Origin of the sequence: Kribbella sp. DT2, assembly GCF_049844575.1 — a bacterium.
Taxonomy (GTDB): domain Bacteria; phylum Actinomycetota; class Actinomycetes; order Propionibacteriales; family Kribbellaceae; genus Kribbella.
Genome location: NZ_JBNCLH010000011.1, coordinates 262,981 through 275,924 on the forward strand (window position 1 = coordinate 262,981; position 12,944 = coordinate 275,924).

15 protein-coding genes are annotated in these 12,944 nt (G+C 70.1%); 8 read left to right on the top strand and 7 right to left on the bottom strand.

The genetic code is table 11. The annotated features are described in order from the left end of the window. Positions 1-3: 3 nt before the first annotated feature. Positions 4-630 carry a DUF2461 domain-containing protein gene (locus ACLQ2O_RS36930; RefSeq protein ID WP_425841669.1) on the bottom strand — a complete coding sequence of 209 codons (627 nt, stop codon included), beginning with the start codon at positions 628-630 and terminating at the stop codon, positions 4-6. Between the two features lie 31 nt (positions 631-661). On the opposite strand from ACLQ2O_RS36930, the gene ACLQ2O_RS36935 reads away from it, so the two are divergent. Next, positions 662-1,786, top strand: a complete 1,125-nt coding sequence (locus ACLQ2O_RS36935; protein WP_425841672.1) for a MalY/PatB family protein — start codon at positions 662-664, stop codon at positions 1,784-1,786. Here the strand turns inward: ACLQ2O_RS36935 and ACLQ2O_RS36940 are convergent. Then, on the bottom strand, positions 1,767-2,918 hold the full coding sequence (locus ACLQ2O_RS36940) for an epoxide hydrolase family protein (RefSeq protein WP_425841675.1): 1,152 nt from the start codon (positions 2,916-2,918) through the stop codon (positions 1,767-1,769). The genes ACLQ2O_RS36935 and ACLQ2O_RS36940 overlap by 20 nt on opposite strands. 49 nt (positions 2,919-2,967) lie before the next feature. Continuing rightward, positions 2,968-3,222, bottom strand: coding sequence for a hypothetical protein (locus ACLQ2O_RS36945; protein ID WP_425841677.1), 255 nt, complete (start codon positions 3,220-3,222; stop codon positions 2,968-2,970). A 326-nt stretch (positions 3,223-3,548) separates the two neighbouring features. Here ACLQ2O_RS36945 and ACLQ2O_RS36950 point away from each other — a divergent pair, with 326 nt between their 5' ends. Both ACLQ2O_RS36950 and ACLQ2O_RS36955 read left to right on the top strand, forming a co-directional pair. Then, positions 3,549-3,947: an ArsR/SmtB family transcription factor gene (locus ACLQ2O_RS36950; protein ID WP_425841680.1), complete on the top strand. Its 399-nt coding sequence runs from the start codon at positions 3,549-3,551 to the stop codon at positions 3,945-3,947. Then, positions 3,944-4,963, top strand: coding sequence for a cation diffusion facilitator family transporter (locus ACLQ2O_RS36955; protein WP_425841683.1), 1,020 nt, complete (start codon positions 3,944-3,946; stop codon positions 4,961-4,963). Before ACLQ2O_RS36950 ends, ACLQ2O_RS36955 begins: the two co-directional genes overlap by 4 nt. Here ACLQ2O_RS36955 and ACLQ2O_RS36960 read toward each other — a convergent pair. After that, positions 4,917-5,429: a GNAT family N-acetyltransferase gene (locus ACLQ2O_RS36960; protein WP_425841686.1), complete on the bottom strand. Its 513-nt coding sequence runs from the start codon at positions 5,427-5,429 to the stop codon at positions 4,917-4,919. The genes ACLQ2O_RS36955 and ACLQ2O_RS36960 overlap by 47 nt on opposite strands. Positions 5,430-5,514: 85 nt before the next feature. On the opposite strand from ACLQ2O_RS36960, the gene ACLQ2O_RS36965 reads away from it, so the two are divergent. Further along, positions 5,515-5,787, top strand: coding sequence for a DUF1905 domain-containing protein (locus tag ACLQ2O_RS36965; RefSeq protein WP_425841688.1), 273 nt, complete (start codon positions 5,515-5,517; stop codon positions 5,785-5,787). A gap of 88 nt (positions 5,788-5,875) precedes the next feature. On the opposite strand, the gene ACLQ2O_RS36970 is transcribed toward ACLQ2O_RS36965, so the two are convergent. Then, on the bottom strand, positions 5,876-7,474 hold the full coding sequence (locus tag ACLQ2O_RS36970) for an ABC-F family ATP-binding cassette domain-containing protein (RefSeq protein ID WP_425841690.1): 1,599 nt from the start codon (positions 7,472-7,474) through the stop codon (positions 5,876-5,878). Positions 7,475-7,637: 163 nt separating this feature from the next. Between ACLQ2O_RS36970 and ACLQ2O_RS36975 the strand changes: the two genes are divergently transcribed. Continuing rightward, positions 7,638-7,889, top strand: a complete 252-nt coding sequence (locus ACLQ2O_RS36975; RefSeq protein WP_425841693.1) for an amphi-Trp domain-containing protein — start codon at positions 7,638-7,640, stop codon at positions 7,887-7,889. On the opposite strand, the gene ACLQ2O_RS36980 is transcribed toward ACLQ2O_RS36975, so the two are convergent. Further along, positions 7,886-8,794 carry a helix-turn-helix domain-containing protein gene (locus ACLQ2O_RS36980; RefSeq protein WP_425841696.1) on the bottom strand — a complete coding sequence of 303 codons (909 nt, stop codon included), beginning with the start codon at positions 8,792-8,794 and terminating at the stop codon, positions 7,886-7,888. The genes ACLQ2O_RS36975 and ACLQ2O_RS36980 overlap by 4 nt on opposite strands. A 108-nt stretch (positions 8,795-8,902) precedes the next feature. On the opposite strand from ACLQ2O_RS36980, the gene ACLQ2O_RS36985 reads away from it, so the two are divergent. Beyond that, positions 8,903-9,922: an aldo/keto reductase gene (locus tag ACLQ2O_RS36985; RefSeq protein WP_425841699.1), complete on the top strand. Its 1,020-nt coding sequence runs from the start codon at positions 8,903-8,905 to the stop codon at positions 9,920-9,922. Positions 9,923-9,964: 42 nt separating this feature from the next. Continuing rightward, the gene (locus tag ACLQ2O_RS36990) at positions 9,965-10,960 is read left to right on the top strand and encodes a 2-dehydropantoate 2-reductase (protein ID WP_425841701.1); all 996 of its coding nucleotides are present in this window, start codon (positions 9,965-9,967) and stop codon (positions 10,958-10,960) included. Here ACLQ2O_RS36990 and idi read toward each other — a convergent pair. Beyond that, entirely contained in the window at positions 10,949-11,518 is a 570-nt protein-coding gene (gene idi / locus ACLQ2O_RS36995; protein ID WP_425841704.1) for an isopentenyl-diphosphate Delta-isomerase, read from the bottom strand. The two genes, ACLQ2O_RS36990 and idi, sit on opposite strands and share 12 nt — an antisense overlap. Before the next feature lie 202 nt (positions 11,519-11,720). On the opposite strand from idi, the gene tyrS reads away from it, so the two are divergent. Next, positions 11,721-12,941 carry a tyrosine--tRNA ligase gene (tyrS, locus tag ACLQ2O_RS37000; protein WP_425841707.1) on the top strand — a complete coding sequence of 407 codons (1,221 nt, stop codon included), beginning with the start codon at positions 11,721-11,723 and terminating at the stop codon, positions 12,939-12,941. Positions 12,942-12,944: the final 3 nt, after the last annotated feature.

Sequence of the window (12,944 nt, forward strand, 5' to 3'; positions counted from 1 at the left end):
GCGTCAGGCGTTGGCGTCGAGCCAATCCAGCAACGGAGTGACGTCGCGCCAGTCGGCCCGGACCCGGTCGACGAGCTCGGCGCTGTGGATCACCGGTTCGAACCCGTACGACTTGTTCAGCGCGATCGACTTGTGCCGCAGCAGCTCGATCCGCGGGTGCGTGGCGTCGTACCCGCGCGGTGAGGTCTTGAGCTTGTCGCCACCGATCGTCCAGCCGCCGGCGACCAGGTCGGCCAGCAGGTTCTCCAGCTCCTTGCCGCGGCGGTCCTCGTCGATCGCCGTCCGGATCCGGCCGAGCCGGTCCGCGGCCGCTTCGTAGAACCCGGCCCCCACCCGTACGCCGGGCGCCGACAGCTCGACGTACCGGCCGGTCGACGGCCCGGTCGGCAGGAACGCGCCCTGATGCGTCTTGTACGGCGTCTTGTCCTTGGCGAACCGCACGTCGCGGTACGGCCGGAAGATCTTCGCCGTCCCGAACTCCGCCTCCAGCTCGGCGAGCAACGCGGTCATCGGCGCCTTCACCGACTCCTCGTACACGTGCTTGTGCTCGGCCCAGAAGGTCTTGGTGTTGTCCATCTCGAGGTCGTCGTAGAAGTCCAGCGCGGCGACCGGGAACCCGGTGAAGCTCATGGCCTCACCATAGTGTGAGTAGCCTGAACCGATGCTGACGGTTCCCCCGTACGACGTCCTGCGCCGGCGCAGCAGCGAGAAGTGGTCCGGCCTCGCACCTGGCGTGATCGGCGCGACGGTCGCCGAGCTCGACTTCGAGCTGGCGCCACCGATCGCCGCGGTGCTGCATGAGGCCGTCGCCCGCGGCGATCTCGGTTACACCCCCGGCGTCTCGCCACGTCTGCGCGACGCCTTCACCGGCTTCGCCGCTCGCCGGCTCGGGTGGCGGGTCGACCCGGATCGGCTGACGCTCGTGCCCGAGGTGCTGATCGGTCTGGTCGAACTGTGCCGAGTGCTCGCGCCGGGCGGCAAGGTCGGGTTCGCGACCGCCGGGTACCCGCCCTTCCTCGAGCAACTGCCGGTCGCCGGGTTCGACGTCCGGCACCTTCCTCTGCGGGCTGACGGCTCCTTCGATCTCGCGCGCTTGACCGTCGAGCTGCGCGGCGGTCTGCGGGTGCTGATCCTGGCGAGCCCGCACAACCCGACGGGCCGGGTGCTGCCACGGGCCGAGCTGGAGAGCATCGCCGAGCTGTGCGCCGAGTACGACGCGTGGGTGCTGGCCGACGAGATCCACGCACCGCTCGTACTGCCCGGCGCCGAGTTCGTGCCGTGGCTGGAGGTGTCGGAGGCCGCGCGTGAACGCGGGTTCGCGCTCACGTCGGCGTCGAAGGCGTTCAACCTGGCCGGGCTCAAGGCCGCGCTGCTCGTCACCGCGTCCGACCGGGCGCAGGACGTCGTCCGCCGCTTGCCGTTCACCGCCGACCAGGTCGGGCTGCTCGGGGTGCTCGCGGCCGAGGTCGCGTACGCCGACGGCGATCCCTGGCTCGACGCGTTGCTCGGGCAGCTCGATCGCAATCGCACCCTGATCGGCGAACGGCTGCCGGCCGGGATCACCTGGTCGCCACCGCAGGCGACGTACCTGGGCTGGCTGGACTGCGCCGGGCTGGACCTGGCGCCGGATCCGGCGGGGTTCTTCCTGGCGCGGGCGAAAGTTGCCCTGGGCCCCGGTTCGGACTACGACCCGGCCGGGCGCGAACGGGTCCGGCTCAACTTCGGCACGGGGCCCGAGCTGCTCGGTGAGATCCTCGACCGGATGACTAGGGCGTGTAGGAGCTGAAGAACGCGCGGATGTCGTCGACCAGGACGACGGGCTGCTCCAGTGCCGCGAAGTGACCGCCGTCGGGGTACGACGTCCAGCGGACGATGTTCTCGGTCCGGTCCGCGATCGCGCGGAGCGGGATGAAGTTGTCGTGCGCGAAGTCGGCCACGGCGGTCGGCGTCCGGGACGGCTCGACCGGCCGGCCGTGGTGGGCACGCTCGTAGTAGATCCGCCCGGCCGACCCCGCCGTAGCGGTCAGCCAGTAGAGCATCACCGTGGTGAGCAGGTGGTCGCGGGCGATCGGGTTCCGCTGGTCGGCCCACTCGTGCCACTTCTCCGCGATCCACGCCAGCTGCCCGACCGGCGAGTCGACCAGCGCGTAGGCGAGCGTTTGCGGCCGGGTCGACTGCAGGTCGGCGTACCCCTGCTTCTCCTGCTGCCACGCGCGCATCCGCTGCCAGGACGCGATCGTCCGGGCCCGCTCGGCCGGATCGAGCCCGGCCAGCTCCTGCTCGGTCGGCTCGGCCGTCGCGCCGCCGCCGGGGAGCAGGTTGAGATGTACGCCGATCACCTGGTCCGGCCGGATGCGGCCGAGCTCACGCGAGATCCCGGCGCCCCAGTCACCACCCTGTACGCCGTACCGCCGGTGACCGAGCTGATCCATCAGCTCGGCGAACGCGCGGGCGACCCGGTTGACCTCCCAGCCCGGTTCGTTCGTCGGGCCCGACAGGCCGAAGCCCGGGATGCTCGGGATCACCAGCTCGAACGCCGGTGCTCCCCCGGCGCCGTGACCGCCCGGGTCGGTCAGCGGCCCGGCGACGTCGACGAACTCGGCGATCGAACCGGGCCAGCCGTGCGTGAGCAGCAGCGGGATCGCGTCGGGCTCGGGCGAGGCGACGCGCGCGAAGTGGATCCGGGTGCCGTCGATCGTGGTGGTGAACTGCGGCCACTCGTTCAGCTTCGCCTCGGCGGCACGCCAGTCGTACTCGTGCCGCCAGTAGCCGACGAGCTCCCGCAGGTGGTCACGCGGTACGCCGTACGCCCAGCCGACGCCGGGAAGCTCGTCGGGCCAGCGGGTCAGGTCGAGCCGCAGCGCGAGGTCGTCGAGCTGCTGCTGGGGAATCGCCAGCCGGAAGGGTTCGATGGTCACGGCCGCAGCTTCCCGCAGACCGGGGCCGTCCCGCACCCTATTTGCCGCCTCAGGCGGTGACCCGCCGGTCGCGGACGAGCTTGAGGACCAGCCCGGCGACCAGCGCCAGGACGCCGGCGGCGATCACGATCGTGACCAGCGTGACGGAGTTGTTGAGCTTCCCGTCGCAGGCCATCGGTGTGATCCCACCAGCCGGCGAGAAGGCCGATCCGCAGTCGACGCCGCCGGACGAGACCGACCGGAACCCCAGTCCCAGGCCGACCAGCAGCAGCACGACTCCGGCGGTCGCCAGAATCTTGTTCATTGTCGTCACGATCGCGCCGACACCGTTCCCCGCGGGCCGGCCAACGGCACGACCCGACTGCCCCGTAACACTTCGTTCACTCCCGACCTCGACCGACACCTTTACGAACTTACGGTCAGCTGTTCGCTGATCCACCTCGACAGAGCCGTCAGCAGCGATTCTTCACAGAGTCCTTACTCAGGACAAACCAGCTCGTCACGATGGTCTCAGAGCACGATACGGCCAGTGACAGTGGCATACCAGTGCCAAGTTCGCCGTCGCGGTGCAAGCGGTTCCGGCACTCCGGTTGCTGGCGATCGCCGGGCCGGTGCTCTACCGTGAGACGTATGAAGAGTTCTGCAGATGTGCAGCCTGACGCCTGTTCGGTGAAGCTGGTCGACCCCGAACGGGTGGCGGCCGTCGAAGCCAGGATGCCTTCTGAACAGGATGTCGTCGACACGGCCGACGTGTTCAGCCTGCTCGGCGACCCGCGCCGGCTCAAGCTGCTCGTCGCCCTGCTCGACGGCGAGCTGTGCGTCTGCGACCTCGCCGCGGTGACCGGGATGAGCGAGTCGGCGACGTCGCACGCCCTGCGTCTGCTGCGGGCCCATCGCGTGGTCTCCGTACGGCGGGACGGCCGGATGGCCTACTACCGGCTCGACGACGCCCACGTCCGGATGCTCGTCGACCTGGCGGTCGCCCACACCGAGCACACCGACGCCATCCATCCGGAGCGCTCCTCATGACCGCGCACGACTCGGTCGACGCCGCGCGCCCGGCGGCCGCCGCTGGGCATGGACACGGACACGGGCACGGCGTCAGTGCGGATGCGGACCGGAAGCTCCTGAGTGGGGCGCTCGCGCTGATCCTTGCCTTCATGGCGGCCGAGGTCGTGGTCGGTTTCGCCGCCGGGTCGCTGGCACTGATCACCGACGCCGCGCACATGCTCACCGACGCGATCGCCATCGCGCTCGCGCTGGTCGCGATCCGGCTGGCCGCGCGGCCGCCGGCCGGTGGGTTCACGTTCGGGTTCAAGCGGGTCGAGATCCTGTCCGCGCAGGCCAACGGGATCACGCTGCTGCTACTCGCGGCGTTCTTCGTGTACGAGTCGGTGCAGCGGATGATCCACCCGCCCGAGGTCGAGGGCGTGCTGGTCCTGATCACCGGTGTCGTCGGCATCTTCGTCAACCTCGCCGCGACCTGGCTGATCAGCAAGGCGAACCGCTCCAGCCTGAACGTCGAGGGCGCGTTCCAGCACATCCTCAACGACCTGTTCGCGTTCATCGCGACCGCGCTCGCCGGCCTCGTCGTGCTGCTGACCGGTTTCACCCGCGCCGACTCGATCGCCGCGCTGATCGTCGCCGCGCTGATGCTGAAGGCCGGTATCGAACTGGTCCGCGCCTCCGGACGGATCTTCCTCGAGGCCGCCCCCGCCGGACTCGACCCGGCCGCGCTCGGCAAGGAGCTGTGCTGCATCCCCGGTGTCGTCGAGGTGCACGACCTGCACGTCTGGGAGATCACCTCCGGCGAACCGGCCGCGTCCGCGCACATCCTGGTCCGCGAGGGTCTCGACTGCCACCTGATCCGCGAGCAGATCGAGCAGGTGCTGGCCGAGCGGCATCACCTGACCCACTCGACGCTCCAGGTCGACCACGCTTCAGGCGCCGTACCGGAGGTTCACTGCAGCGACGCGCACGGTGCGGTGCACCGCGCGGTCACAACCGCCGGGCCAGCACCTGACCAGGCCACACCGAATCATTGACCGGTACGGCGAACGTCTCCGTCCGGGTGAAGCCCTGGCGCTCGTAGTACCGGACGAGGGCGCCGTCGTCGCCGGCGTAGCAGTCGACGCGGACCAGCTCGACACCTTCTTCCTTCGCCAGTCGGAGGGCGTGCTGAATCAGTTCGGTGCCGATCCCGCTGCCCTTCGCCGTCCGGTCGGTGACCAGGAGGCGGATGTACAGCTCGGGCTCGGTCGCGGGCGGGATCTTCTCCTGGTTCGGTGCGCCGACCGCGAGCGCGCCCACCGCGCGGCCGTCGCGCTCGCCGATCCACAGCCCGCCGTCGGCCGCGAACCCGGTGATCTGCGCGATCCGGCGCGGGTTGGTCGAGTGCGGCTCGGTGCCCCACTGGCCGGTCCGGCCGTTGGCGACCAGCCACTCGGTCGCGCCGTCCAGCAGCGCCAGCACGGCCGGTACGTCGTCCTGTGTCCCCGTACGAATCTCCACGGCTTCATCTTCGCGCAGAATGATGTCGAAAACGGTGCGGCAGCTTCTACCTGTGGACAAAGCACCCGATCCGAGGAGGACCTCGATGAGCACCCTGGACCACGACTTCACCGCCGCACTGCAGACCAGCGACGCCAAGGGCGGCTGGACGTACGTCGTGATGCCCGGCTCCGCCGACTTCTTCGGCACCCGCGGCCTGGTCAAGGTCCGCGGCACGATGGACGGCCACCCCTTCGAGAGCGCCTTCATGGCCCTGGGCGACGGCACCCACAAACTCCCGGTCAAGGCGGAGGTCCGCAAGGTGATCGGCAAGACCACCGGCGAGCAGATCACCGTCCACCTCGCCGAACGCCTCTGACTGCCACCTTGTTCAACGACTGCTTCGTTGTTCGACGACTGACCCGATACATCGCGTCAGTCGTCGAACAAGGGAGCATCGGAGGCAATCAGGCCAGCGAGACCAGGTCCAGGTAGTCGTCGGTCCACAGGTCCTCGTTCGCGTCCGGGAGGAGCAGGACCCGGTCGGGGCGGAGGGCTTCGATGGCTCCCTCGTCGTGGGTGACCATGACGAGGGCTCCGGGATAGCTGCCGACTGCTCCCAGGACCTCGTCGCGGGAGGCCGGGTCGAGGTTGTTGGTGGGCTCGTCCAGCAGGAGCACGTTGGCGCCCGAGTGGACCAGGCCGGCCAGCGCCAGCCGGGTCTTCTCGCCGCCGGACAGGACGTGGGCGGGCTTGTCCGCGTCGTCGCCGCTGAAGAGGAACGAGCCGAGCACGTTGCGCACCTCGCCGTCGGTCAGCCGCGGAGCGACCGCCGACAGATTCTGCCGGACGGTGCCGGCGAGGTCCAGCGTGTCGTGCTCCTGCGCGAAGTACCCGAGCCGCAGCCCGTACCCGTGCACGACCTCGCCGCTGTCCGGTGTCTCGCGTCCCGCGAGGATCCGGAGCAGCGTGGTCTTGCCCGCGCCGTTGAGACCGAGGATCACCAACCGGCTCCCCCGGTCGACGGCGAGGTCGACACCCTTGAGCACCTCCAGAGCGCCGTACGACTTCGTCAGGCCGGCAGCGCTCAGCGGCGTCCGGCCCGAGGGCGCCGGGTCGGGCAGCCGGATCCGCGCGACACGGGCTGCCCGGCGTACCGGCTCGAGGTCGCTGAGCAGCTTGTCCGCCCGTCGCGCCATGTTGCGCGCGGCAACGGCCGTGCTGGCTCCGGCCTGCATCTTCGCCGCCTGGGCGTGCAGGACCGCCGCTTTGCGCTCGGCCGTGGTGCGCTCACGCGACCGGCGACGCTCGTCGGTCTCCAACTGGGTCAGGTACTTCTTCCAGCCCGTGTTGTGCACGTCGATGGTCCGCCGCTGCGGATCGAGGTGGAACACCCGGTTGACGGTCGCCGCCAGCAGGTCACGATCGTGGCTGATGACAACCAACCCGCCCGGGTAGCCGAGCAGGAACGACCGCAGCCAAACGACCGAGTCGGCGTCGAGGTGGTTGGTCGGCTCGTCGAGCAGCAGCGTGTCGTGCTCGGCGAACAGGATCCGCGCCAGCTCGACGCGACGCCGCTGCCCACCGGAGAGCTCCCCGATCGGCTGCTCCAGCGCACGGATCGGCAACCCGACGCCGGCCGCGAGCCGACCCGCCTCGGCCTCGGCGGCATACCCACCCGCCGCCTGGAACTCCGTCTCGGCCCGCCCGTACGACGCCATCGCGCGCTCCTGCTCGGCGCCGGTCGCCGTACTCATCGTCGCCTCGGCCCTCCCCAGCCGCTCGACCACGGCGTCCAGCCCGCGGGCGGATAGGATCCGGGCGGTGACGGTGAGCGCGGGATCGGCGGCCCGCGGGTCCTGCGGCAGGTACCCGACCGAGCCGGTCGCGGTGATGGTCCCCGTGGCCGGGCGCTCTTCGCCCGCCAAAGCCTTCAACAGCGTGGTCTTGCCGGCGCCGTTGCGGCCGATCAGGCCGATCTTGTCGCCGGGGCCGATGTGGAACGACAGGTCCGACAGCAGCAGCTGGGCGCCGGCACGAACGTCGACCGAGTGAACGGTGATCATGAAACTGGTTACTCTCTGTGATGACTAGCGGACACACTTCGGGTGCGGAAGCGGGTCGCGTCGCTAGACACAGAGGCAAGTAGCCATGCGCCCACGATAGGTGAGGCGATCAACAGTGCGCAGCTGGTTTTCGTCTCGCCCACCGGCTGCCAGGATGTGCGGCATGAGTGAGAGAGATGTCGAGAAGACGTACACCGTCGAGGAGTTCGCCGCGAAGCTGCGCCGGCTGGCGGACGCCCTGGAGACCGGCAAGCCGTTCCGCATCCAGGTCGCCGGCGAGCGGTTCACGGTGCCGAAGAACGCGCAGATCAGCGTGGAGCACGAGCGGGGCGAGGACGAGGAGGAGGTCGAGTTCCAGCTCAAGTGGAGCCTGACCGATTCCGACGAGGAGCCTGAGGACGACGACGCGGTCTAACCGCTGCGGTACTTGGCCGGGGAGTGCCCGACGACCCGTTTGAACGCGGTGCTGAAGGCACTCTCCGAGCCGTAGCCGAACTCGGTCGCCACGGAGTAGACCGTACGATCCGTCGACCGCAGTGCCCGCCCGGCGGCCAGCATCCTCCAGCGGGCCAGGTAGTCCACCGGCGGCAGCCCGACCAGCGTCTTGAAGCGCAGCGCGAAACTGCTGCGCGACATGCCCACCTTCTCCGCCAGCTCCGCGACCGTCCACTGGCGCGCCGGTTCCCGGTGGATCAGCTCCAGCGCCGGCGCGATCGTCTCGTCGGTCAACGCGCCGAGCCACCCGGCAGGACGGTTGTCAGAGGCCATCAACGCCCGCAACGCCTGCACGAACAGGACTTTGGTCAGCTGCTCGCGAACGTTGGTCGCGCCCAGCGTGTCCTGCGCGGACTCCTCGCCCAGCAGCTCGAGCAACGGGCCGAGCGCCCGCGCGGGAGCACTCTCGGCGCCGATCCGCACGATCGACGGCAGGTGGTCGACCACGAGCGCGGCCGAGGTCTCGTCGAGTGACACCGAGCCCCCGACGAGGATCGTCCGGTCCGGGTCGTCGGCGGTCGTCCCGTACCGAACGGTGCCGGGGTAGACGCCGTCGAAGACCCGGTGCCCGTCGATCGGCTCCAGCGCGGGATCGGACGTCGTACCGTACGGTCGCGCGCTGGCCAGCAGGTAGCCCTCACCGGCCTGCAGGAAAACGGGTCCGGCTGCTTCGGCGGTGATCCAGCACGCGCCCGCCAGGACCGCGCCGACCTTGAGGTGCCGCGATCCGGAAAACCTCAGCGACCAGTCGCCGGCCGCCTCGAACCGCGAAGGCTGGGCCGCCTCGACGTTCAGGAACGACAGCATCTGCGACAGCGCGTCCACCGGCCGGCCACCTCCTCGGACGATCGCTCAAGTAGTCCGGACTCCTGCTCATGGAGTATCCCCCAGCGCGTTCCTAGCCTGGCGACAGACATCCGGAAAGGAACCCTCATGAAGTTCGCACGGCTCGGCGCGACCGGCCTCTACGTCTCCCGCATCGCCCTGGGCACCATGTCGTTCGGCGGCGCCGGCAACCCCCGGTGGGAGGCGATCGGCGCGCTCGACGAGTCCGCCGCCGACCGTCTGCTCGGTACGGCGCTCGACCGCGGCGTCAACCTGGTCGACACCGCCGACATGTACGCCGGGGGCGAGTCCGAGGAGCTGCTCGGCAAGATCCTCGGGACGCGCCGCGACGACGTCGTACTGGCGACGAAGCTCGCGGCGCGGATGGGCCCCGGCCCCAACCAGGCCGGTCTCTCGCGGCACTGGCTGACCAAGGCGCTCGACGACAGCCTGCGGCGGCTGCGCACCGACCACGTCGACCTGTACCAGATCCACACGATCGACCCGGTGACGCCGATCGAGGAGACCCTGCGCGCGCTCGACGACGCCGTACGGCAGGGCAAGATCCGGTACGTCGGCGCGTCCAACCTCGCGGCCTGGCAACTGATGAAGGCCCTCGGCACGTCGGACCGCCTCGGCCTGCACCGGTTCCAGGCGTCGCAGTCGTACTACTCGCTCGTCGGCCGCGACATCGAGGCCGAACTGATCCCGCTGCTGACCGAGGAGCAGGTCGGGCTGCTGGTCTGGAGCCCGCTCGCCGGTGGGTTCCTGTCGGGCAAATTCGACCGCGACGGCACGACCGATTCCGGCGCCCGGCGCGCGCAGTTCTCCAACCCGCCGGTCGATCTCGAGCAGGGGTACGACGTCGTGGACGCGCTGCGCAAGGTCGCGGCCCGGCACGACGCGACGGTCGCGCAGATCGCGCTGGCCTGGCTGCTCGCCCAGCCTGCCGTCACCAGCGTGATCGTCGGGGCCAAGCGGCCGGAGCAGCTGGAGGCGAACCTGGACGCGGTCGACGTGACGCTGACGCCGGAGGACCTGCTCGAGCTCGACGAGGTCAGCCGCAAGCCCGCGCCGTACCCGGCGTGGATCCACTCCGCCATCGACACCTGGCGGTACCCGGCCTAGGGAGTGGTTGATACTGCAGGGGCTGACCGGAGGGAGAACGGTGTGACGATCGCGGTGTACGGCGCCGGTGGGATCGGGTGCTACGTCGGAGGGCGGCTGGTCGCCGGTGGAGCTGACGTCGTGTTCGTCGGGCGGCAGCGGGTCGGCGACGAGCTGGCCGAGGACGGGCTTCGGCTGACCGACTACCTGGGCGCGGACCTGCGGGTGAGCGACCTGCGGTTCGAGACGACTCCTGCGGCTGCTGCCGAGGCGGATCTGGTGCTGGTGACGGTGAAGTCGGCTGCGACCGCGGGTGCGGCCGACGAGCTGGCCGGCGTACTGAAGCCGGGTGCTGTCGTCGTGAGCTTTCAGAACGGGCTGAGCAACGGCGAGGTGCTGCGGGAGCGGTTGCCGGAGCACCTCGTGCTGTCCGGGATGGTGCCGTTCAACGTGCTGAACAAGGGCGGCGGGGCGTTCCACCAGGGGACGGAGGGCGGGCTGGAGGTGCAGGAGAGTGCCGCCCTGACGCCGTACGTCGAGGCGTTCGCGCAGGCCGGGCTGCCGTTGACGCAGCACGCGGACGTCGTACCGGTGCAGTGGGCGAAGCTGCTGCTCAACCTGAACAACCCGGTCAACGCGCTGTCCGACCTGCCGCTGCGCGACGAGCTGTCGCAGCGCGGGTATCGCCGATGCCTGGCCGCGGCGCAGGACGAGACGCTGAAACTCCTGCAAGCCAAGGGAATCCAGCCTGCCCGGCTCACGGCGCTCCCGGCCGAGCGGATGCCGATGGTGCTGCGGCTGCCGGACTTCCTCTTCCGCCGCCTGGCGTCGAAGATGCTGGCGATCGACCCGTACGCGCGCACGTCGATGTGGGAGGACCTGCAGGCGGGCCGTCGTACTGAGATCGACTACCTGAACGGCGAGGTCGTGCGCCTGGCCGAGTCCCTCGGCCGCACTGCGCCGGTCAACGCCAAGCTCGTCGAACTGATCCGCGCCGAGGAAGCCGGTCCGCGTCGCGCTTGGACAGGCGACGAGCTGTACAAGCAGTTACGGAGTTAGAGCCGCAGGTGGAAGCAGGTTCGGGTCACCGATCGGCCAGTCCCCTGGTGCCGGGCCCAGCTCGGCAAGCGCATCCAGCTGCAGCAGGCACCACGGTGACAGGCCCGGCCAGGCCGCGACGTCCGGCCACTCGACCCACTCGTACGCCGCGACCTCGGCCGGGTTGGGCTCGGGGACGCCGTCCCAGGTGACGCGGTAGACCGGGCAGAGCTCGTTCTCGACGATGCCGGCCGGCATCTCGGCGCGGTAGCGGAACGCGGGCAGCACCAGGTCGACCTGCTCGGCGATCACGCCGAGCTCGTCGGACAGCCGCCGCCGTACGGCGTCCGGCAGCGCCTCGCCCGGCAGCGGGTGCCCGCAGCAACTGTTCGTCCATACGCCAGGCCAGGTGGCCTTGCTGTGCGCCCGCTGGGTCAGCAGCACCCGGCCCTGGCGGTCGAAAACGTAGCTGGAAATGGCCAGGTGCAGCGGCGTCGACGCGTGGTGGACGGTCGCCTTGTCCTGGCTGCCGATCGCCCGTCCCGCCTCGTCCAGCAGGACGACCTTCTCCTCAGTCACCCGGCCAGCGTAGTGCTAATCTGTGGACGTGACGAAGCAGCAGGCAACGTATCGACCGGCTCTGGGAGGAGCCGGGAGCTAGTCGTTCCCTGAAGCAGCTTCACACCAGAGCCTCCGAGGCAGGAACCGTTCGGTTCCTGCCTCTTTCCGTTGCCGGGAGGCTCGCCCGTGGCCTCTCGCCGTCCGCTCCGAGAGGACCCCCATGAACGACGCCCAGGCCGTGATCGACCGGTTACGGCGGACCACCGACACCATCGTCGGCGAGGCCGACCTGCGCACCCGGCTGGAGTCGGGCCGCCCGCTGCGGATCAAGTACGGCGTCGACTGCACCGCGCCCGACCTGCACCTCGGGCACGCGGTGAACCTGTGGATGATGCGCGGACTGCAGGACCTCGGCCACACCGTCGTGTTCCTGCTCGGCGACCTGACCACCCGGATCGGCGACCCGACCGGCCGCAGCGAGACCCGCCCGATGCTGACGCCGGCGGAGATCGAGGTGAACGCGGCCGCGTTCCTCGAGCAGGTGTCGCTGGTCCTGCGGACCGAACCCGAGGTGTTCGAGGTACGGCGAAACTCCGAGTGGTACGACGCGATGGACGTCGCGACCCTGCTCGGCCTGTTCGCGCAGGTGACGCAGGCGCAGCTGATGGCGCGCGACATGTTCCGGTCGCGGGTCGCGGCCGGGCGCGAGATCGCGCTGCACGAGCTGACGTACCCGGTCCTGCAGGGCTACGACAGCTTCGCGCTGGGCAGCGACCTGACAATCGTGGGGTCGGACCAGCTGTTCAACGAGCAACTGGGCCGGCACTTCCAGCAGCGGCTCGGCGCCGAACCGCAGGTGGTGATCACCAGCACGATCACGCCCGGCCTCGACGGTGGAGCGAAGCAGTCGAAGTCGCTGAACAACTACGTCGCGCTGACGGACCCGCCGCGGGAGAAGTTCGGCAAGCTGATGAGCCTGCCGGACGAGCTGGTCGAGACCTACGCACGGGTCTACACCGAGCTCCCGCTGGACGCCGTCGCCGTACTCGGCAGCGCTACGGCGGACGGTGGTCCGGCGGCCCGGGACGCGAAGCTGCGGCTCGCCGCGGCCGTGGTGACTCGGTACCACGGCGCCGGCACGGCTCGGTCCGAGCTCGACGCGTTCCAGCGCGTGTTCTCCCAGCGGGCCGAGCCGGACGAGCTGCCGGAGGTGGTGATCGACTCGACGACGCTGTCGGCGCTGGAGCTACTGGTCGCCGTACGGCCGGATGTCAGCAAGTCGGAGCTGCGGCGGCTGCTGCGGCAGGGAGCGGTCAGTGTCGACGGGACTCGGCTGACCGACACCGAGCAGTTGGTCGACGTACAGGCTGGGGCGGTGGTGCGGTCCGGGCGGCGGACGTGGCATCGGGTACGACGCAGCGCGCAGGCGGCGACGGCCTGACGA